20 protein-coding genes are annotated in these 18,831 nt (G+C 71.2%); 12 read left to right on the top strand and 8 right to left on the bottom strand.

Annotated features, from left to right (window positions below):
• Positions 1-30 precede the first annotated feature (30 nt).
• Together HUT10_RS35240 and HUT10_RS35235 are read left to right on the top strand one after the other, a co-directional pair.
• A complete protein-coding gene (locus tag HUT10_RS35240; protein ID WP_176175135.1) occupies positions 31-546 on the top strand; it encodes a transcriptional regulator in 516 nt (171 codons plus the stop codon).
• An 81-nt stretch (positions 547-627) separates the two neighbouring features.
• Entirely contained in the window at positions 628-1,848 is a 1,221-nt protein-coding gene (locus tag HUT10_RS35235) for an MFS transporter (protein ID WP_176175134.1), read from the top strand.
• On the opposite strand, the gene HUT10_RS35230 is transcribed toward HUT10_RS35235, so the two are convergent.
• Positions 1,802-2,275, bottom strand: a complete 474-nt coding sequence (locus tag HUT10_RS35230) for a MaoC family dehydratase (RefSeq protein WP_176175133.1) — start codon at positions 2,273-2,275, stop codon at positions 1,802-1,804. The two genes, HUT10_RS35235 and HUT10_RS35230, sit on opposite strands and share 47 nt — an antisense overlap.
• 64 nt (positions 2,276-2,339) lie before the next feature.
• On the opposite strand from HUT10_RS35230, the gene HUT10_RS35225 reads away from it, so the two are divergent.
• Positions 2,340-3,017, top strand: coding sequence for a helix-turn-helix transcriptional regulator (locus HUT10_RS35225; RefSeq protein WP_176175132.1), 678 nt, complete (start codon positions 2,340-2,342; stop codon positions 3,015-3,017).
• Here the strand turns inward: HUT10_RS35225 and HUT10_RS35220 are convergent.
• Genes HUT10_RS35220 through HUT10_RS35210 form a run of 3 tightly spaced genes read right to left on the bottom strand, consistent with a single transcriptional unit; the run spans position 2,994 to position 5,706 of the window.
• Positions 2,994-3,269 (bottom strand): hypothetical protein, encoded by a 276-nt coding sequence (locus tag HUT10_RS35220; RefSeq protein WP_176175131.1) that lies wholly within the window; start codon positions 3,267-3,269, stop codon positions 2,994-2,996. The genes HUT10_RS35225 and HUT10_RS35220 overlap by 24 nt on opposite strands.
• Before the next feature lie 59 nt (positions 3,270-3,328).
• The gene (locus tag HUT10_RS35215; protein WP_176175130.1) at positions 3,329-4,711 is read right to left on the bottom strand and encodes an amidase; all 1,383 of its coding nucleotides are present in this window, start codon (positions 4,709-4,711) and stop codon (positions 3,329-3,331) included.
• Complete coding sequence (locus tag HUT10_RS35210) at positions 4,708-5,706, bottom strand: D-2-hydroxyacid dehydrogenase (RefSeq protein WP_176175129.1); 999 nt, start codon at positions 5,704-5,706, stop codon at positions 4,708-4,710. The genes HUT10_RS35215 and HUT10_RS35210 overlap by 4 nt, the downstream gene beginning before the upstream one ends.
• A 100-nt stretch (positions 5,707-5,806) precedes the next feature.
• Between HUT10_RS35210 and HUT10_RS35205 the strand changes: the two genes are divergently transcribed.
• From HUT10_RS35205 to HUT10_RS35195, 3 genes are all read left to right on the top strand, one after another.
• Complete coding sequence (locus HUT10_RS35205) at positions 5,807-6,547, top strand: Asp/Glu/hydantoin racemase (RefSeq protein WP_176175128.1); 741 nt, start codon at positions 5,807-5,809, stop codon at positions 6,545-6,547.
• A gap of 61 nt (positions 6,548-6,608) precedes the next feature.
• Positions 6,609-7,355 (top strand): maleate cis-trans isomerase, encoded by a 747-nt coding sequence (locus HUT10_RS35200; RefSeq protein WP_176175127.1) that lies wholly within the window; start codon positions 6,609-6,611, stop codon positions 7,353-7,355.
• Position 7,356: 1 nt separating this feature from the next.
• Complete coding sequence (locus HUT10_RS35195; protein ID WP_176175126.1) at positions 7,357-8,076, top strand: GntR family transcriptional regulator; 720 nt, start codon at positions 7,357-7,359, stop codon at positions 8,074-8,076.
• A gap of 292 nt (positions 8,077-8,368) precedes the next feature.
• Here HUT10_RS35195 and HUT10_RS35190 read toward each other — a convergent pair whose 3' ends face one another.
• The 3 genes from HUT10_RS35190 to HUT10_RS35180 form a co-directional block, all read right to left on the bottom strand.
• Positions 8,369-8,833 (bottom strand): DUF4262 domain-containing protein, encoded by a 465-nt coding sequence (locus HUT10_RS35190; RefSeq protein WP_176175125.1) that lies wholly within the window; start codon positions 8,831-8,833, stop codon positions 8,369-8,371.
• A gap of 62 nt (positions 8,834-8,895) precedes the next feature.
• Positions 8,896-9,954 carry a tartrate dehydrogenase gene (locus tag HUT10_RS35185; RefSeq protein ID WP_176175124.1) on the bottom strand — a complete coding sequence of 353 codons (1,059 nt, stop codon included), beginning with the start codon at positions 9,952-9,954 and terminating at the stop codon, positions 8,896-8,898.
• Positions 9,951-11,414 (bottom strand): NAD-dependent succinate-semialdehyde dehydrogenase, encoded by a 1,464-nt coding sequence (locus HUT10_RS35180; RefSeq protein ID WP_176175123.1) that lies wholly within the window; start codon positions 11,412-11,414, stop codon positions 9,951-9,953. The genes HUT10_RS35185 and HUT10_RS35180 overlap by 4 nt, the downstream gene beginning before the upstream one ends.
• A 91-nt stretch (positions 11,415-11,505) precedes the next feature.
• Here HUT10_RS35180 and HUT10_RS35175 point away from each other — a divergent pair, with 91 nt between their 5' ends.
• Together HUT10_RS35175 and HUT10_RS35170 are read left to right on the top strand one after the other, a co-directional pair.
• Positions 11,506-12,762, top strand: a complete 1,257-nt coding sequence (locus tag HUT10_RS35175) for an aspartate aminotransferase family protein (protein ID WP_176175122.1) — start codon at positions 11,506-11,508, stop codon at positions 12,760-12,762.
• A gap of 2 nt (positions 12,763-12,764) precedes the next feature.
• Positions 12,765-13,262: a DUF3830 family protein gene (locus tag HUT10_RS35170; protein ID WP_176175121.1), complete on the top strand. Its 498-nt coding sequence runs from the start codon at positions 12,765-12,767 to the stop codon at positions 13,260-13,262.
• A 537-nt stretch (positions 13,263-13,799) separates the two neighbouring features.
• On the opposite strand, the gene HUT10_RS35165 is transcribed toward HUT10_RS35170, so the two are convergent.
• Positions 13,800-14,621, bottom strand: coding sequence for an aldo/keto reductase (locus tag HUT10_RS35165; RefSeq protein ID WP_176175120.1), 822 nt, complete (start codon positions 14,619-14,621; stop codon positions 13,800-13,802).
• 212 nt (positions 14,622-14,833) lie between these two features.
• Between HUT10_RS35165 and HUT10_RS35160 the strand changes: the two genes are divergently transcribed.
• From HUT10_RS35160 to HUT10_RS35145, 4 genes are all read left to right on the top strand, one after another.
• Positions 14,834-15,205 (top strand): hypothetical protein, encoded by a 372-nt coding sequence (locus tag HUT10_RS35160; protein ID WP_176175119.1) that lies wholly within the window; start codon positions 14,834-14,836, stop codon positions 15,203-15,205.
• A 5-nt stretch (positions 15,206-15,210) separates the two neighbouring features.
• Entirely contained in the window at positions 15,211-15,687 is a 477-nt protein-coding gene (locus HUT10_RS35155) for a roadblock/LC7 domain-containing protein (protein WP_176175118.1), read from the top strand.
• Between the two features lie 108 nt (positions 15,688-15,795).
• Positions 15,796-17,181 (top strand): FAD-binding oxidoreductase, encoded by a 1,386-nt coding sequence (locus tag HUT10_RS35150; protein ID WP_176175117.1) that lies wholly within the window; start codon positions 15,796-15,798, stop codon positions 17,179-17,181.
• A 73-nt stretch (positions 17,182-17,254) separates the two neighbouring features.
• Entirely contained in the window at positions 17,255-18,817 is a 1,563-nt protein-coding gene (locus tag HUT10_RS35145) for an acetolactate synthase large subunit (protein ID WP_176175116.1), read from the top strand.
• Positions 18,818-18,831: the final 14 nt, after the last annotated feature.

Raw genomic sequence — 18,831 nt, 5'->3', positions numbered from 1 at the left:
ACTCTTTGACAGTTGTGGTTGACTGGGTCCATGCCCCACGACCACCTCCGAGTCCTGGCCCACCCGCTGCGCCTGCGCATCCTGTCGTTGCTGACCGGCACGGCGTTGAGCGCGGCGGAGGCGGCCCGAGAGCTCGGCGAAACGCAGGCGAACGTCAGCTACCACATCCGCCGCCTGCACGACGCGGGCCTGCTGGAGGTGGCGGAGGAGGTCCACATCCGCGGCGGCCGCGCCAAGCGCTACCGCCACCAGCCCGAGTCGGGCCAGCGCCTGACGACCCGCGCGCCGGGCGAGGAGAAACTCCTGACGAAGGCGATCGCGAACGAGCTCCTGCGCCGCGCGGATTCACGAGCGGACCGCCGCCCGGCGTCGCTGACGGACGCGGAGCTGTGGGTGGACCCGGAGTTGTGGGCGCGCTTGCTGAAGAAGGCGACGGCGTTGAGCGAGGAACTGCACGCGGCAGCCCGGCCGCCGCGGACGCCGGGGACCGTGCGGGTCAGCGCGAGCGTGGCGCTGTTCGAGCTGGCGGCGGACGAGCACGGGTGAGTGCCTCCGGACCTGACCGGCTCACCCCGCGACCGCACCCAACCGCCACGCCCGTCTCCCGAACCCACCGGAGCCGCTCCCATGCCCACCTCGCTCACCGCGCCCCTGCGGGAAACCCGGTTCCGCGCCCTGGTCACCGGCCGGACCCTCGCCGACTTCGGGAACGCCGTCGCGCCCTTCGCGCTCGCCTTCGCCGTTGTCGACCTGACCGGGTCGGCCGTGGACCTCGGGCTCGTCGTCGGGGCGCGGTCGCTGGCCAACGTGCTGCTCGTGCTCTTCGGCGGGATGCTGGCCGACCGGCTGCCGCGGTCGGTCATCCTGCAGGGCACCGAAACCGCCGCCGCCCTCACGCAGGCCGTCATCGCCGCGAGTGTCCTCGGCGGTTTCGCGTCCGTTCCGCTGCTGGCCGGGCTCAGCCTGGTCAACGGCGCCGTCTCGGCCATCTCCCTGCCCGCGGCCGCCTCGCTCACGCCGTTGACCGTGCCCGCCGCGCTGCTCGCTCCGGCGAACGCGCTGGTCCGGCTGCTGTCGAACGTCGGCCGCATCGCCGGGGCCGCGCTCGCCGGCGTGCTCGTCGCCTTCGCCGGCTCCGGCTGGGCGCTCGGCGGCAACGCCCTGCTGTTCCTCGCCGCCGCGCTGGCCTACCGCCGGATCCGGCTGCCGCAGGGCGAACGGGGGCCGGGCCGGCGCCGGCCGTTCGCCGAACTCGCCGAAGGCTGGCGGGAGTTCCGCGCCCGGTCCTGGGTGTGGCTCGTGGTGCTGCAGTTCATGGTGGTCAACGCGGTGAACGCGGGCGCGCTGCTGGTGGTCGGCCCGCTGGTCGCCGACGACACCTTCGGCCGCACCGGCTGGGGGCTCGCGCTGGCCGTGCAGACCGCCGGCGCGCTGCTCGGCGGCATCGTCGCCGCCCGTTGGCAGCCGCGGCGGATGCTCGCGATCGGCGTCGCCTTCATCATGGTCGACGCCCTGCCGATGCTGGCGCTCGGCGAGACGCCGTACCTGCTGCCGCTGCTGGTCGCCATGTTCCTTTCCGGGATCGCGATCGAGCAGTTCGCCGTCGCCTGGGACGTGTCGCTGCAGGAGAACATCCCGCCGGACCGGCTCGCCCGCGTCTACTCCTACGACATGCTCGGCTCGTTCGTCGCGATGCCGCTCGGCCAGATCGCGGCGGGCCCGCTCGCCGAGCACGCCGGCCGGTCGGCCACGCTCCTCGGCGGCGCGGCCCTGATCGTCGGCGCCACGGCGATCGTGCTGCTCAACCCGCAGGTGCGCGGCCTGGTCCGGCAGGGCGCACCCGGATGAGGTTCAGGACGCTCGCGCTGAACACGACGTCGTCACCGCCGTCGACGAACTCGACCCGCGTCCGCACCACACCCCGGTCGGGCTTCGTGCGAGAGCGGCGCGCCTCGGTCACCGTCGCTCGCAGCCGCAGCACGGCGCCGGGCCGCACCGGACGCGGCCAGCGCAGCTCGTCGACGCCCGGACTGCCCAGGCTGGACGCCGCGGACAGGTAGTGCTCCGCGTAGAGCCGCATCATCAGGCTCGCGGTGTGCCAGCCGCTGGCGATCAGGCCGCCGAACGGGCCGTCCGCCGCCGCGGCCGCGTCGACGTGGAATTCCTGCGGGTCGTACCGCCGGGCGAAGTCCAGGATTTCGGCGTCGGTCACCTCGACGCTCCCGCAGTCGTAGGTGACCCCGGGGACGTAGTCCTCGAAGTAGCGATCGATCACGGCCGCAGGGTGGCACAGGAACCGTTCGATCCGGAGCGAACTGTTCCCCGGCTACGCTCGCACCATGCCCGGCGAGCCCGACATCGCGACGGTCGCCCAAGCCATCGGCGAGCCGGCCCGGGCCGCGATGCTGCTGCAGCTGATGGACGGCGGCGAGCACACCGCACGGGCGCTGGCGGCGGTCGCCGGGATCGCGCCCTCCACCGCGAGTTCCCACCTGCGCCGACTGGGCGAAGCGGACCTCATCGAGGTGACGGACGCGGGCCGGCAGCGGCTGCACCGGCTCGCCGGCCCGGCGGTGGCCCAGCTCGTGGAGGCGCTGGCGGCACTCGCCCCACCCCGCCTGCCGGACCGGTTCCAGCCCGACCCGCCGGCGGGGCCGCTGCTGCGCGCCCGCGTTTGCTACGGCCACCTGGCCGGGCAACTCGGCGTCGACCTGGCCGTGGTGTTGCGCGAGGACGGCGTCGTCGGCGACCTGGCCCCGGGCGAGACGAGCGTGGTGCGCACCTTCGACCACCCGGTGCTCGCGGCGCTGGGCATCGGCGAGCTGCCCGGCGCGGGGCCGGCGGTTCGCGCGTGCCTGGACTGGTCGCACGGCACCGTCCACCTCGCCGGGGCGCTGGGAACCGCCCTGCTGACGGCACTCCTCGGCGCCGGCTGGCTCCGCCGACGGCCACGCGGCCGCGCGCTGCGCATCACCGAAACCGGGCGGCGCCGCCTAGGCGAGCTCGGCGTCGGCTGACGGTCGGGGCTCCGGCGGCGTCAGGTCGCGGTGCCCGTCGAGGCGCCACCAGCTCTCCAGCGTCTCGCGCAGGGCCTTGAGCAGCTCACCGCCGGTCTCCAGCGGGACCAGCGCGGCCTTGCCATCGTCCACCCGCAGCGCGGCGGCCAGCCTGCCGCCCTGTTCGACCAGGCCGACGACCACCCGGGCCGGCTGCCCGGTGACGTCGACGGTCGGGATGGCTCGTTCGTACCGCCAGCCTTCAGCGTTCACCCGGCCGACAGTGGCACAGCTTCCGCCACGCCGGTCCGGGTTTCACCCTCACGTGTGCTTCAGGCGGGCGCCCAGGGCCGCACTTCCTCCAGCAGCTTCGCCACGGCCAGCACGAGGTCGTCCGAGTGCCGCGGCCCGACGATCTGCAGGCCGACCGGCAGCCCCGCCGACGTCCGCCCGGCCGGCACGCTGATCGCCGGCTGCTGGGTCATGTTGAAGGGGTAGGTGAACGGCGTCCACTCCGGCCACTCGCTCAGCCCGCTGCCCGGCGGCACGTCGTGGCCTGCCTCGAACGCGGCGATCGGCAGGGTCGGCGTGATCAGCACGTCGTAGCGCGTGTGGAACTCGCCCATCCGGATGCCCAGCGCGGCCCGCTCGGCCGTCGCGTCGAGGTAGTCGCCCGCCGTCCACTTCTTGCCGAGCTCCCAGACCCGGCGCAGGCCGGGGTCGGTCCGCTGCTCCGAGCCCGGCGGGAAGGAGTCCAGCAGCTTCGCCGCCCCCGACGACCACAGGACGTCGAACGCCGGCTTCGGATCGGCGAACCCGGGGTCGGTCTGCTCGACGTGCAGGCCGGCGTCCCCCAGCGCCCGGACCGCTTCGGCGACGATCGCGGCCACCTCCGGGTCGACGTCGACGTAGCCGAGCGTCGGGGAGAACGCGGCGATCAGGCCGCGCACGTCCCGCCGGACGGCCTCCCGGAAGGAGCCAACCGGCGGTGCCAGCGCGGCCGGGTCACGGTGGTCGGGCAGCGAAAGCACGTCCAGCAGCAGTGCGGTGTCGTCCACCGAGCGCGCCATCGGGCCGGCGTGCGAGAGCGGCCCGAACGGGCTCGCCGGGTACAGCGGGATCCGGCCGTGGGTCGGCTTCAGCCCGACGATCCCGCAGAACGACGCCGGGATCCGCACCGAGCCACCGCCGTCGGTGCCGACCGACAGCTCACCCATCCCGGCCGCGACGGCCGCGGCGCTGCCACCGCTCGACCCACCCGCCGTCTTCGCCGGGTCGGCCGGGTTGCGCGTGATGCCGCACAGCGGGCTGTCGGTGACGCCCTTCCAGCCGATCTCCGGCGTGGTCGTCTTGCCCAGCAGCACCAGGCCGGCCTCGCGCATCCGCGCGGCGACCGGGCTGTCGACGTCCCACGGCTGGTCCGGGTCGATGCTCTTCGAGCCCCGCACGGTCGGCCAGCCCTGGGTGAGGAACATGTCCTTGATCGACGACGGCACGCCGTCGAGCCAGCCGATCGGGTTGCCGTCCCGCCAGCGGACCTCGGACGCCTTGGCCTGCTCCAGCGCGCGGTCGGCGTCGACGAGGCAGTAGGCGTTGCACTCGCCGTCCCGTGCTTCGATGGCCTGCAACGCGTTCTGCGTCGCCTCGACCGGCGAAAGCTCACCGGTCGCGTAGGCGGCGGCGAGCTCGCTGGCGGTCAGCATCCTGTCGTTCATCCGGCTCCCTGGTTCCCCGACGGCACGTAGCCGAGCGTCTTGTCGACGACATTGCGCAGCGGCTCCCCAGCGCGCCAGCGGCGGAAGTTTTCGGTGAACACCTCGACCAGCGTGTCCCGCCAGCCGATGAAGTCACCGGACATGTGCGGCGAGATCAGCACGTCGGGCAGCGTCCACAGCGGGCTTTCGGCGGGCAGCGGCTCGGTGTCGAAGACGTCGAGCGCGGCGCCGGCGATGGCGTTGCTTTCCAGCGCTTTTATCAGGTCCGAGGTCACCACGAGCTCGCCCCGGCCGACGTTGACGAACCGCGCCGACGGCTTCATCGCGGCGAACGCCCGCGCGTCGAACATGCCCTTCGTGTGCTCGGTCAGCGGCGCGACGGCGACGACGTAGTCCGCGTGCGGCAGGACCTCGGTGAGCCGCGCGGACTCGTGCACGACGCCGAAGTCCGGGTCCCCGATGCGTTCCCGGCGGCCGGCCCCGCTGACCCGCATCCCGGCCGCGCGCAGCAGCCGCGCGATGGCCCGGCCGATCGGCCCGGTGCCGACGACCAGCACCTCGCGCCCGGCGATCCGCTCGGTCTCGCGGTGCTGCCAGCGGCCTTCGCGCTGCAGGTCGTGCGAGCGCGCGAAGTCCTTCGCGAACGCGAGGACCACGCCCAGCACGTACTCCGCGATGGCGTCGTCGAAGACACCCCGCGAGTTCGTCAGGACCACGTCGCTCTCGCGCAGCCCGGGGAACAGCACGGGGTCGACGCCCGCGCTGGCGATGTGCAGCCAGCGCAGCCGGTCGGCCGCGTGCCACGCTTGGGGCACGGCCGTCGACAGGAAGTCGTAGACGAAGAGGGCATCCGCTCCGGACAGCGCTTCGGCGAGGCCCGCCGCGTCCGTGTAACGCACGACCGCCCCGGATTCGACAGCACGCATGTCCGGTGGGCGGGACTCGCCGCAGAGCACTGCCAGGACGGGGCGTTCCCGGTGTTCCGAGGCGATCACGTTGACACGGTAAAAGTCACTCGTATGATTGTCAACAATCCGAGGAACGACCCCCGGAGCACCGGACTGTCAAGCACAGACGTATTCCGGAGGCTGAGCCTTGGATTTCGACTTCCTGGCGTTCGACGGCCCGCTGGCCCAGCGGGGCATCGGTGTCATCGCCCCCTTCGACCTCGCGCTGGAGCGCGAGCTCTGGCGCTGGGTGCCGATGGAGGTGTCCCTCCACCTCGCCCGCACGCCGTACGAGCCCGTGCCGGTCAGCATGGAGATGGCCCGCCTGGTCAGCGACAGCCACCACCTGGCCAGCGCCACCCGGGACGTGCTGCACGTCGAGCCCGAGGTCGTCGCCTACCTGTGCACGTCGGGCAGCTTCGTCAACGGCGTCGACTACGAGCGCTCGCTGACCAAGGCGATCTGCGACGCCGGCGCGCCGGACGCCGTCACCACCTCGGGCGCGCTCGCCGAAGTGCTGCACCAGCTCGGCCTCCACCGCGTCTCGGTGCTCACGCCGTACGACGCCGACCTGACCCGCGCCTTGCACGACTTCCTCGCCGAGCTGGACGTGACCACGGTGGCCAGCGACCACCTCGGCCTGGGCGGCGGCATCTGGAAGGTCAGCTACCGCACCATCGCCGAGCGGATCCTCGCCGCCGACCACGGCGACGCCGAAGCGATCTTCGTCAGCTGCACCAACCTCCCCACCTACGACCTGATCGAACCGCTCGAAACCGCGCTCGGCAAACCGGTGCTCACCGCCAACCAGCTGACCATGTGGGCGTGCCTGCGCCGGATGCACCTCCCCATCGTCGGACCCGGAAGGTGGCTCCGTGACGTGTCGTGAAGGGTTTTCCTTGACCTCCCCTCTAGGATTGTCGACAATTTGCGTCCCCTCCGGAGGTTCCGTGACCACCATCGGTTTCATCTACCCCGACCACGCGGCCGAAGACGACTACCCGCTGGCCGAGCAGCTGCTCGGCGGCACGGCCGTCGACGAGGGCGACATCCGGCTGGCGGTCGAGCACATCTACGGCACCGACAAGCACGCGGTGGCCGAGCTGCTGGACCTCGGCAGCGAAGCCCGCCTCGCCGACGGCGCCGCCCTCCTCGCCAAGCACGAGCCCGCCGCGGTCATCTGGGCGTGCACCAGCGGCAGCTTCGTCTACGGCTGGGACGGCGCCCGCGACCAGGCCGACCGCCTCGCCGCCGTCGCCGGCGTCCCGGCCTCCAGCACCTCCTTCGCGTTCGTGCACGCGGCGCGTGCGCTGGGCGTCCGGCGGGTCGCCGTCGCCGCGAGCTACCCGGACGACATCGCCCGGCTGTTCGTCGACTTCCTCCGGGCCGGCGGCATCGAGGTCGTCTCGATGGCCAGCGCGGACATCATCACGGCCGCCGAAGTCGGCGCGATGAGCTCCGAGGCCGTCATCGAGCTCGCCGTGAGCCACGACCACCCGGACGCCGAGGCGGTGCTCGTGCCGGACACGGCCATGCGCACGCTCGGCGAGATCAACGCCGTGGAGGCCGCGCTCGGCAAGCCCGTGCTGACCGCCAACCAGGTGACGGTCTGGGAGGGCCTGCGCCTGACTGGCCAGCACCGGCTCGTCCGCTCGCTCGGCGCGCTCTTCCGGCACCTGCCGGACGGGAGCGCCTGAGATGGCCCTGCCACCGGGCATGCTGCCCGAGATCGAACCGGTGAGCCGCGAGTCGACGGCCGCCGTCATCGCGCGCCAGCTGCGTGACGCGATCATGACGGGCGCGCTCCCGCCCGGCACCCAGCTCGGCGAGACCGAGCTGGCCGCGCGGTTCCAGGTGTCACGGGGGCCGCTCCGGGAAGCCATGCAGCACCTGGTGTCCGAAGGACTGCTGCGCAGCGAACGGCACCGCGGGCTGTTCGTGATCGACCTCGAGCCGGGCGACGTCTACGACATCTACGCGGCCAGATCGGCGATCGAGCGGGCCGCCATGGTGCGCGCCCTGCGCGGCGGCGACCGCGACCGGATCGCGGACGTGCTCGAACAGACCGTCGCCGAGATGGCGACCGCGGCGAGCGAGGACGACCCCACCGCGTTGTCCACCGCGGACCTGAAGTTCCACGAGGCGCTCATCAACGCCTCGGGCAGCAAGCGGCTGGTGCGGATGGCCCGGACGCTGCTGATCGAGACGCGGATGTGCCTGACGGCGCTGCAGAGCACGTACCAGCGGGTCGAGGAACGCGTGGAGGAGCACACGAAGCTGATCCAGGCCCTGCGCGACGGCGACGAGGAGACGGCGCTGACGCTGCTCGAAGCCCACATGGAGGACGCGGTGCAGCGGCTCGCGCCGGGCACGAGCCTGCGGGACGGGCAAGCGCCACCGGTGCCGGGGAACGCGTGATCGAAGGGCCGGCACGCGTGATTGAGCGGTCGACTCGCGTGTTCGGAGAGTCGACACGCGTACCTGCAGGGTCGGCCAACGTACCTGGAGGGTCGACTGGCGTACCTGGACGGACGACACGCGTACCTGGGTGGACGACACGCGTTGCCGGCCAAGGAACCCGCGTGATCCGGGCCGGAATTCGCGTGATCCGGGACGAGACTCGCGTGTTTGAAGGCGGAACTCGCGTGTTTGAAGGCGGAACTCGCGTGATTGGGCGGGCATCTTGCGTGTCTGGAGGGGCAGCGCGGGGTCAGTGGGCATGGCGGGGTCCCAGGACCGGCTGGCCCGCCTGGCCGTCGCGGTAGTCGGGTGACCAGGGGAAGCGGCCCTCGGCGTCCGCGTGGACCAGTTGCAGCGCGCGGATTTCCGGGCCGTACAGCGCCACCGCGAAGACCAGGTGGGCCGAGGGCTCGGCGAGCTCGACGACCTCGATGAGCCGGCCGTCGACCAGCGGGAGGTGGTCACCCGCCGACGGGGGCGGGCCGTGCAGGGCGTGGGCGGCCAGCTCGTTCAGCAGGGTGCCGGCCGCGAGCAGCGGCAGGCCCGTCACGACCAGTTCCGGACGGCCGTACCCGCTCAGGCCGATCGTGTAGGCCCACGGCGGGTACGGCCCGGCTCCCTCCACGCCCTGCACCAGCCAGCCCCGGCCGGCGATGCCGCGGCGAAGCCGTTCCAGGTACCCGGGTCTGTCCCGGTTCTCGCACTCGAAGCACATCGGTGTCTTCCTCCCCCTCGGTGGGCTCGGGAACCACCGTGCCGGAGGGCACCGACAAAAACTCAGCCCAGCGCTTCGGCCACCGCCGTGCCGAGCCGTTCTGTGGTATCCGTGCCGCCGAGGTCGGGCGTGCGCACGCGGCCCTCGTCGAGCACCCGGTCCACCGCGGCTCGGATCGCTTGTGCCGCAACGGTTTCACCCAGGTGTTCGACCAGCATCGCGGCCGCCAGGATCTGCGCCACCGGGTTGGCGATCCCCTGCCCGGCGATGTCCGGAGCACTCCCGTGGACCGCCTCGAACATCGACGGATGTTCACCTGATGGGTTGATGTTTCCGGACGGCGCCATGCCCAGCCCGCCGGTGATGGCGGCCGCGAGATCGCTCAGGATGTCGCCGAAGAGGTTCGACGCCACCACGACGTCGAGCCGGTCCGGCGCCTGCACCATCCGCGCGGCCAGCGCATCGACGTGCATCTGTTCACTGTGCACGTCCGGGAACTCCGCCGCGACCTCGGCGAAGATCTCGTCCCAGAACGGCATCGAGTGGATCAGGCCGTTCGACTTCGTCGCCGAGCAGACGCGCAGGGACCGCGTCCGGGCCAGTTCGAACGCGTACCGGATGATCCGCGTGACGCCGACCCGCGTGAAAACCGACTCCTGCAGGACGAATTCGTCCGGACGGCCGGCGTTGTGCCGGCCGCCGATCGCCGAGTACTCCCCCTCGGAGTTCTCCCGGACGATGACCAGCTCCAGCTCCTCGGCCTTCCGCCCGGCCAGCACCGACGCCGTACCCGGCAGCAGCCGCACCGGGCGCAGGTTGACGTACTGCTGGAACGCGCGCCGCAGCGGGATCAGCAGGCCCCACAGGGAAACGTGGTCCGGGACGCCGGGGAAGCCGACCGCGCCGAGCAGGATCCCGTCGAACGCCGAGAGCTGCGCGACCCCGTCCTCCGGCATCATCGCGCCGACCCTGGCGTACCGCTCGCAGCTCCAGTCGAACTCCGTCCACTCCAGCGAAAACCCGAACAGCTCGGAAGAACGGCCGAGGACTTTGCGGGCCTCGACCGTGACGTCCACGCCGATCCCGTCGCCCGGGATGCTCGCGATGCGGTACGCCGTCACAGGGCCACCGCGATGTACTTGGTCTCCAGGAACTCGTCGATGCCGACCGAGCCGCCCTCACGGCCGAGCCCGGACTGCTTGATCCCGCCGAACGGCGCCGCCGGGTTCGACACGATCCCCTGGTTGAGCCCGATCATCCCGGCCTCCAGCGCTTCCGAGACCCGCAGCGCGCGCTTGAGGTCGCTGGTGAAGACGTAGGAAACCAGCCCGAACTCGGTGTCGTTCGCCTTGGCCACCGCCTCTTCCTCGGTGTCGAACGGCGTGATCGGGGCGACCGGCCCGAAGATCTCCTCGTGCGTCAGCCGCGCCTCCTGCGGGACGTCGGTGAGCACGGTGGCCGGGTAGAAGTGCCCCGGCCCGTCGACCTCCGAACCACCCGTGAGGATGCGAGCACCGCGGTCGGTGGCGTCCTTGACCAGCTCGGTCACCTTCTCGACGGCCTTCTCGTCGATCAGCGGGCCGACCACGACGTCCTTCTCGGTGCCGCGGCCCATCGGCAGGGCCTGCATGCGCTCGGTCAGCCGCCGCGCGAACTCGTCGACGACACCGCGCTGCACGTAGAACCGGTTCGCCGCGGTGCACGCTTCGCCGATGTTGCGCATCTTCGCCTGCATCGCGCCGTCGATGGCGGCGTCCAGGTCCGCGTCTTCGAAGACCAGGAAGGGCGCGTTGCCGCCCAGCTCCATCGACGTCCGCAGGACCTTGTCGGCGCACTGCTCCAGCAGCTTGCGGCCGACCCCGGTCGAGCCGGTGAACGACAGCTTGCGGGCGCGGCCGTCGCGGATCAGCGGCTCCATCACGCCGCCGGAGTCGGTGGTCGTGACCACGTTCAGCACGCCTTCGGGCAGGCCCGCCTCGGCGAGGACGCCGGCCAGCGCGAGCATCGACAGCGGCGTCTGCGCGGCGGGCTTGATCACCGACGTGCAGCCCGCGGCGATCGCCGGGCCGATCTTGCGCGTCCCCATCGCCATCGGGAAGTTCCACGGCGTGATCAGCAGCGTCGGGCCGACCGGCTGCTTGGTGATGAGGAACCGGCCGGCACCGTTCGGGGCGGTCGCGTAGCCGCCGTCGATGCGGACGGCTTCCTCGGCGAACCAGCGGAAGAACTCGGCGGCGTAGGCGATCTCGCCCTTCGACTCGGCGAGCGGCTTGCCCATCTCCAGGGTCATCAGCAGCGCCAGTTCTTCCTGGCGCTGCATCAGCAGTTCGTAGGCGCGACGCAGGATCTCGCCGCGTTCGCGGGGCGCCATCTTCGCGAAATCGGCCTGCGCGGCGACCGCGGCGTCCAGTGCCGCGACGCCGTCCGACGGCGACGCGTCGGCGACGTGGCAGAGCTCCTTGCCGGTGGCCGGGTCGACCACCGGGAACGTCTTCCCGTCCTGGGCGGCCACCCACTTGCCGCCGATGAACAGTTCCTTGCCGACCGCTTCGACGACGCCGGTCTCGGTGCTCGCGCTCATGCCGACCTGCTCCTCACGTGTTGTCCCGAGAGCCATGCTATGGATATTGTCAACAATCGACAACCCGCTCGAACCGACCGAGGAGCACGCTGTGGCCCAGCTCTCTCCGCTGCTCAAGCAGGCAACGCCCGTCGTGGTCGACCACGGGGAAGGGGCTTACCTCTACGACGTCGACGGCCGACGCCACCTGGACTTCACCGCCGGCATCGGCGTCACGAGCACCGGGCACTGCCACCCCCACGTCGTGCGGGCCGCTCAGGAGCAGATCGGCAAGCTCGTCCACGGCCAGTACACGACGGTCATGCACAAGCCGCTCCTCGAGCTGACCGAGCGCCTCGGCGGTGTCCTGCCGAGCGGGCTCGACTCCCTCTTCTACGCGAACTCGGGCAGCGAAGCCGTCGAGGCGGCGTTGCGGCTTTCGCGGCAGGCGACGAAGCGCCCGAACGTCATCGTCTTCCAGGGCGGCTTCCACGGCCGGACCGTCGCCGCCGCGTCCATGACGACGTCGGGCACGCGGTTCAGCGCGGGCATCGGGCCGCTGATGGCGGGCGTGCACGTGGCGCCGTTCCCCTACGCCTACCACTACGGCTGGGACGAGCAGACCGCGACGAAGTTCGCGCTGCGGGAGCTGGACTACCTCTTCCAGACGGTCAGCGCGCCGAACGAGATCGCCGCGATCTTCGTCGAGCCGGTGCTCGGCGAAGGCGGGTACGTCCCGGCGAACACGGAATTCATGGCGGGCCTGCGCGAACGCGCCGACCGGCACGGCATCCTGCTCGTCGTCGACGAGATCCAGACCGGGTTCGGCCGCACCGGGAAGTTCTGGGGCCACGACCACTTCGACGTCTCGCCCGACATCGTCCTCATCGCGAAGGGCCTGGCGAGCGGCTTTCCCCTGTCCGGCATCGCCGCTTCGCAGGAGCTGATGGCGAAGGCGTTCCCGGGGTCGCAGGGCGGGACGTACGGCGGCAACGCCGTTTCGTGCGCCGCGGCGATCGCGACGCTCGAGGTCATCGAGCAGGAGAACCTGGTGGAGAACGCCGCCGAGCGCGGCCGCCAGCTGCTCGAAGGCGCGCGGGTGATCGCGGACAAGACGCCGTCCATCGGTGAGGTGCGCGGCCTCGGGCTGCTGGTGGGCTCGGAGTTCACCACCGCCGACGGCGAGCCGGACACCGCCACCGCGCAGGCCGCCCAGCAGGCCGCGGCGAAGAACGGGCTGCTGCTGCTCACCTGCGGGCCGTACATGAACGTCGTCCGGATGGTGCCGCCGCTGGTCGTCTCCGCCGAGCAGGTGGACGACGCGCTGCGGATCTGGGGAGACGTCGTCGCTTCGGTCACGGGGAGCTGAGCATGGCCCGGTACATCACGATCACCCTCGACAAGCGCGGTGTCTCCTGCCGGGCCCGGCTGCTGGACGAGGAGGCCCCGCGGACGTGCAGGGCGGTCTGGGACGCGTTGCCGCAGAGCGGATCCGCCTACCACGCGAAGTACGCGCGCAACGAGGTCTACACGCTCGTGCCGCCGTTCGCCGAGCCCAAGCCGGGGCGGGAGAACCCGACGATCACGCCGATTCCGGGTGACGTCGTCTACTTCGGCTTCGAGGCCTGGGAGATCGGCAACCCGGCGTACGGCTACGACGAAGGCAGCGAAGCGCACAGCGACCAGGGCGCGACCGACCTGGCGATCTTCTACGGCCGCAACAACCTGCTGATCAACGGCGACGCGGGCTGGGTGCCCGGCAACGTGTTCGCCACGATCGAGGAGGGCCTGGCCGAGATGGCGGCGGCCGCGCAGGACCTGTGGCTGCGGGGTGTCGAAGGCGAGACGCTCTCCTTCGCCCGCGCCTGATTCCCTTTTCCCGCAACGCCGACGCCGGGTGCGCCACCGCACCCGGCGTCGGCGTTTCACGTGGTCCCGCCACCCGAACGAGTGATCATCGGCGACTTCACCTTTCGTGTCAGGTGATCACCAGATCGAGTTACCCGCCTGCCCAGGGTGGCGGATCAAGCGAACTATCACCGACAGTCACGATTCCGTCGACTACTACACACAGTGGTGGACGCCCGAACAGGGCACCCCGCAGGAAAACACGAAGGGATTACGCGTTTAGCATGGGAAGATTCCGCGCCACCGGCGTCGGCGGGAATCGGCTTTTTGACAACTTGCCAGCACGGTGAAAATCTTCGACAGCACCTCGCGAGGCGCACTCCAGGGAATCACATTTCAGTTCGAAGAGGAGCCATTCCATGCAGACGTTCGCGCAGCACGCCCACTACTGCCACGACATCCTGACCGGCGCGCTGGCGCACCTGGCCCACTTCCTCGGTTGGCTGGTCTGACCGGAATCCGGAGCCCGGCCGCGGGGAAATCCGCGGCCGGGCCGCTTCACCCGAGCGCGGACAGCCGTTCGAATTCGGCGTCCGAAAGCCCGATTTCCGCGGCCGCGCAGTTTTCTTCCAAATGCGCGATCGACGAAGTGCCCGGAATCGGGATCACCACCGGTGAACGGCGCAGCAACCAGGCGAGGGACACCTGAGCGGGTGTCGCGCCGACGTCGGCCGCGACCTTGGCAAGCACACCGCCCGCCGTGGCGTGGCCACCGTTGGCGATCGGAAGCCACGGGACGAACGCGATCCCTTCGCGTTCGCAGTAGCCGAGCACGTCGTCGGACGCGCGATCGGTCAGGTTGTAGCGGTTCTGCACGCTCGCGATCGGCGCGATGGCCCGCGCTTCGGCCAGCTGCGCCACGGTCACTTCGGACAGTCCGATCCGGGCGACCTTGCCCTCGTCCCGCAGCCGGGCGAGCGCGCCGATCTGGTCGGCGAGCGGCACCTGCGGGTCGATCCGGTGCAGCTGCAGCAGTTCGAGGCGGTCGACGCGCAGCCGTCGTAACGACAGTTCAGCCTGCTGCCGCAGGTATTCCGGCCGGCCGAGCGGGACCCACTCGCCGCGGCTCGGCCGCGCGTGCCCGCACTTCGTCGCGATGAGCAGTCCCCGGTACGGGTGAAGGGCGTCGGCGAGCAGCTCTTCGTTCAGGCCCAGGTCGTAGGCGTCAGCGGTGTCGAAGAAGGTGACGCCGAGCTCGGCCGCGCGGCGCGCGACCGCCTTGGCGCCGTCCTTCACGTGGTCCCACTCGGTCAGCCGCATGGCACCGAAACCCAGGCGCTGCACGGAAAGATCGTCTTCGAAGGTGTACGTCGAGGTCATGACGGGAAGCTTCGCCGCCGCACGCGTCACCCACCAGAGATTTAGCCTGAGCTAAATCTGCAAGTTGCACTCTGCGTAATCCTATAGGGCCGTCGGAGCAATTTGATTACTCCGTTTGGGGATATGCTGACGCCTCAGGCAACTCTAGGGTGATCGCACCTGGCCACCGGGTCGGCACGTCAAGGCGTCGGGACAAGGGAGAAGACAGCCCCATGAACATCGAAACAGCCTTGAAGGAAGCGCTTTCCATCACCGGCGCGGTCGGTGCCGCCCTGGTCGACTACGAAAGCGGGATGGCCCTCGGCACGCTGGGTGGCGGCGACTGGCTCGACCTGGAGACCGCGGCGGCCGGCAACACCGAAGTCATCCGCTCCAAGCTCCGGGTGATCTCCGCGCTGCGGCTCAACGACGAGATCGAGGACATCCTCATCACCCTGCACCGCCAGTACCACCTGATCCGCCTGCTGCAGCCGGGCAAGCACGGCTCCTCGCTGTTCCTCTACCTCGTCCTGGACCGCGAGCGGGCCAACCTCGCGCTGGCCCGGCACTACCTCAAGAACATCGAAACCGAGCTGGTCGTGTGACCGGGATGCCGGCCGAACTCCCCGGCACTCCCCTGCCGCTGCCGATGCGCACCCAAGGCGCGGCCCGCGCCTTCCCGGCCGGGCAGGTCCTCCGAGAAGCCCACCCTGAGGCGAAGGCGACGGCCGAGGCCCTCGACCGGATCCGCGACCAGGTCGACCGGGCCAACATCACCGGCCTGCTGGTGGCCAGCCGGGACGGCCTGCTGCTGGCCAGCGACACCCGGGACATCGAGGACGACAGCGTGGCGGCCATGTCCGCCGCCGCGGTCGGCCTGGCGACGAGGTTCATCGGGCAGGCCGGCCTCGGCGAGGCCCGTGGCGCGATGTTCCAGGGCTCGCTCGGCCACGTCTGCGTCTTCCCCGTCCAGGGCCCGGTCCTGCTGGTGGTGTTCGCCCGGCCCGACACGACGATGGGCCTGTTCAACGTCGTCGCCAGGCAGGCGCTGACCTTGCTCCAGGACGCCCTGAACAAGGCGGATTGACCGGCTCGACTCCTCCGCGCGCGAACATGAAAATCCTTCATGGCGGCGTACCGCCGGTACGTACTACGCTGCGGTAACCACAGCGACGGCGCGGAGGAGAAACGGCCGATGGGCGACGTGGCAACACGCCTGGCGGAGATCGTCGGAGAGAGATACCTGCTCACGGGCGAGGCGATCTCGGAGGACTACGCGCACGACGAAGCGCTGACGGCGGAGCCGCAGAAGCCCGCGTACGTCGCGAAGCCGGCAACGGCCGAAGAAGTCGCGGAGCTGCTGAAGGCCGCTTCGGAGCACAACGTCCCCGTGACCGCCCGCGGCTCCGGCAGCGGGCTGTCCGGGGCGGCCCGGCCGCAGGCGGACGGCCTGCTGATCTCCTTCGAGCGGATGAACGCGGTGCTCGAAGTCGACACCGGGAACCACGTCGCCGTCGTCCAGCCCGGCGTCACCCTCGCGGAACTCGACGCGAAGACCGCCGAAGCCGGGCTCGGCTACACCGTCTACCCCGGCGAGCTCAGCGCGAGCGTCGGCGGGAACGTCGGGACCAACGCCGGCGGGATGCGAGCGGTCAAGTACGGCGTCACCCGCAACAACGTGCTCGGCCTGCAGGCCGTGCTGCCGACCGGCGAGATCATCCGGACCGGCGGCAAGACGTCGAAGATCTCCACCGGCTACGACCTCACGCAGCTGATCATCGGCTCCGAGGGCACGCTCGCGCTGGCCACCGAGATCACCGTCAAGCTGCACCCGCGGCTGGCTCACGGCGCCACGGTGCTCGCTCCCTTCGGCAACTTCGGCCAGGTGATGGCCGCGGTGCCGGAGGTGCTCTCCAGCGGGCTCGCGCCGCACATCCTCGAGTACATCGACAACCTGACGATGGCGGCCATCGTCTACAACGAGAAGCTCGAACTGGGCGTCCCGGACAAGATCCGCGAGACCAGCGAGGCGTACCTCGTGGTGGCGCTGGAAAACCGCGAGGCCGGCCGCCTCGAGGAGGACGTCGAAACCGTCGGCGAGCTGCTCGGCGAGCTGGGCGCCACCGACGTCTACGTCCTCGAAGGCCCCGCCGCCCGCAAGCTCATCGAAGCCCGCGAAAAGGCCTTCTGGACCGCGAAGGCGGCCGGCGCCGACGACGTGATCGACGTCGTCGTGCCGCGGACGGCGATGCCGCAGTTCATCGGCAAGGCCCGCGAACTGGCGATGGCCGCCGGCGGCGGCGCGCTCGGCTGCGGGCACGCCGGCGACGGCAACGTCCACCTCGGCATCTTCTGCAAGGACGACGCCAAGCGGAAGCAGCTGCTCACCGAGATCTTCGCCTACGCCATGGAGCTCGGCGGCGCGATCTCCGGCGAGCACGGCCTCGGCCGCACCAAGGCGCACTACCACGCCGAACTCGAAGACCCGGCGAAGATCGAGCTGATGCGCCGGATCAAGCAGAGCTTCGACCCCGCCGGGATCCTCAACCCCGGCGTTCTCTTCCCAGAAGGAACCGCATGAGTGAGCCTGCGAACGAATCATTCAACACAGCGTTTGCCGCTCAGGCCGCACCGAGCGTCAGCGAGGTGTGCGCATGAGTGAGCAGAACGGCGCCCAGTCCCTGATCCGCACGCTGGTCGACGCCGGCGTCGAGGTGTGCTTCGCCAACCCCGGCACGTCGGAGATGCACTTCGTCGCCGCGCTCGATTCCGTCCCCGAGATGCGGGGCGTGCTGGCGCTCTTCGAAGGCGTCGTCACCGGCGCGGCCGACGGGTACGCGCGGATCGCGGACAAGCCCGCCGCGACGCTGCTGCACCTCGGCCCCGGCCTGGGCAACGGCCTGGCGAACCTGCACAACGCGCGGCGCGCGAACACGCCGATCGTCAACGTCGTCGGCGACCACGCGACCTACCACAAGCAGTACGACGCGCCGCTGGAGTCGGACATCGAGGCCGTCGCGGGCTCGCTGGAAGGCTGGGTGCGCCGCTCGGAGCACACGAAGGACGTCGGGGCCGACGCCGCCGCCGCGGTCGCCGCCGCGCAGGACGCGCCCGGCCGCGTCGCCACGCTGATCCTGCCCGCCGACGCTTCGTGGGGCGAAGGCGGCGAGACCTGCGCGCCGATCCCGCCGCGCGTGCCGCAGGCCGTGGACGCGACGACCGTCAAGGACGTCGCCGCGGTGTTCGGCACCGGGGAGCCGGTCGCCCTGCTCATCGGCGGCCGCGCGTGCCGCGAAGAAGGGCTGCGTGCCGCGAGCCGGATCGGCGCCGCGACCGGCGCGAAGGTGTTCGTCGAGACGTTCCCGGCGCGGCTGGAGCGCGGTGCCGGGCTGCCGGCCATCGAGCGGCTCGGCTACCTCGCCGAGCAGGTCGCCTACCAGCTCGACGGGATCAAGCACGTCGTCGTCGCGGGCACGAAGGCGCCGGTGTCGTTCTTCGCCTACCCGGGCAAGGCGAGCGACCTGGTGCCCGAAGGCGCCAAGGTGCACACGCTGGCGTCGGTCGGGCAGGACGTCACGCGCGCGTTGAACGAAGTCGCCGAGCTGGTCGCCGCGGACACCGAGCCCGTGCCGGCGCCGGAATCGCGGCCGGCACTGCCGAGCGGGCCGCTGACCCCGCAGAACTGGGTCGAGGTGATCGGGGCGCTGCTGCCGGACAACGCGATCATCGCCGACGAGGCCAACACCTCCGGCCTGATGCTGCCGATGGCGACGGCCGGCGCGCCGCGGCACGACGTCCTGACGCTGACCGGCGGCGCGATCGGCTACGGCATGCCGGTGGCGACCGGGGCGGCCGTCGCGGCGCCGGACCGGCCGGTGCTCAACCTGCAGTCCGACGGCAGCGCGCTGTACACGATTTCGGCGCTCTGGACGCAGGCCCGGGAGAACCTGAACGTCACGACGGTGGTGCTCAACAACCGCGCGTACGCGATCCTGCGGCTGGAACTGCAGCGCGTCGGGGCGGCCTCGGGCGGCCCGAAGGCGAACGACCTGCTCGATCTTTCCCGGCCCGACATGGACTTCGTGAAGATCGCGGAGGGCATGGGCGTACCCGCGTCGCGCGCGACGACCGCCGAAGAGCTCGCCGAGCAGCTCCAGCGGGCCTTCGCGGAACCGGGTCCGCACCTCATCGACGCGGCGGTGCCGCCGCTGCTGTGAACCGGACTATCCTC

The sequence above is a fragment of the Amycolatopsis sp. Hca4 genome (genome assembly GCF_013364075.1).
Taxonomy (GTDB): domain Bacteria; phylum Actinomycetota; class Actinomycetes; order Mycobacteriales; family Pseudonocardiaceae; genus Amycolatopsis.
The sequence above is the reverse complement of the archived record's forward strand: the minus strand, read 5'-3'. Positions and strand labels throughout refer to the sequence as shown.

Excerpts from the sequence above, each read along its gene's own strand:
- HUT10_RS35240 (WP_176175135.1), top strand. The coding sequence starts at position 31 with ATGCCCCACGACCACCTCCGAGTCCTGGCCCACCCGCTGCGCCTGCGC.
- HUT10_RS35235 (WP_176175134.1), top strand. The coding sequence starts at position 628 with ATGCCCACCTCGCTCACCGCGCCCCTGCGGGAAACCCGGTTCCGCGCC.
- HUT10_RS35225 (WP_176175132.1), top strand. The coding sequence starts at position 2,340 with ATGCCCGGCGAGCCCGACATCGCGACGGTCGCCCAAGCCATCGGCGAG.
- HUT10_RS35215 (WP_176175130.1), bottom strand. The coding sequence starts at position 4,711 with ATGAACGACAGGATGCTGACCGCCAGCGAGCTCGCCGCCGCCTACGCG.
- HUT10_RS35195 (WP_176175126.1), top strand. The coding sequence starts at position 7,357 with ATGGCCCTGCCACCGGGCATGCTGCCCGAGATCGAACCGGTGAGCCGC.
- HUT10_RS35190 (WP_176175125.1), bottom strand. The coding sequence starts at position 8,833 with ATGTGCTTCGAGTGCGAGAACCGGGACAGACCCGGGTACCTGGAACGG.
- HUT10_RS35180 (WP_176175123.1), bottom strand. The coding sequence starts at position 11,414 with ATGAGCGCGAGCACCGAGACCGGCGTCGTCGAAGCGGTCGGCAAGGAA.
- HUT10_RS35170 (WP_176175121.1), top strand. The coding sequence starts at position 12,765 with ATGGCCCGGTACATCACGATCACCCTCGACAAGCGCGGTGTCTCCTGC.
- HUT10_RS35165 (WP_176175120.1), bottom strand. The coding sequence starts at position 14,621 with ATGACCTCGACGTACACCTTCGAAGACGATCTTTCCGTGCAGCGCCTG.
- HUT10_RS35160 (WP_176175119.1), top strand. The coding sequence starts at position 14,834 with ATGAACATCGAAACAGCCTTGAAGGAAGCGCTTTCCATCACCGGCGCG.
- HUT10_RS35155 (WP_176175118.1), top strand. The coding sequence starts at position 15,211 with ATGCCGGCCGAACTCCCCGGCACTCCCCTGCCGCTGCCGATGCGCACC.
- HUT10_RS35150 (WP_176175117.1), top strand. The coding sequence starts at position 15,796 with ATGGGCGACGTGGCAACACGCCTGGCGGAGATCGTCGGAGAGAGATAC.
- HUT10_RS35145 (WP_176175116.1), top strand. The coding sequence starts at position 17,255 with ATGAGTGAGCAGAACGGCGCCCAGTCCCTGATCCGCACGCTGGTCGAC.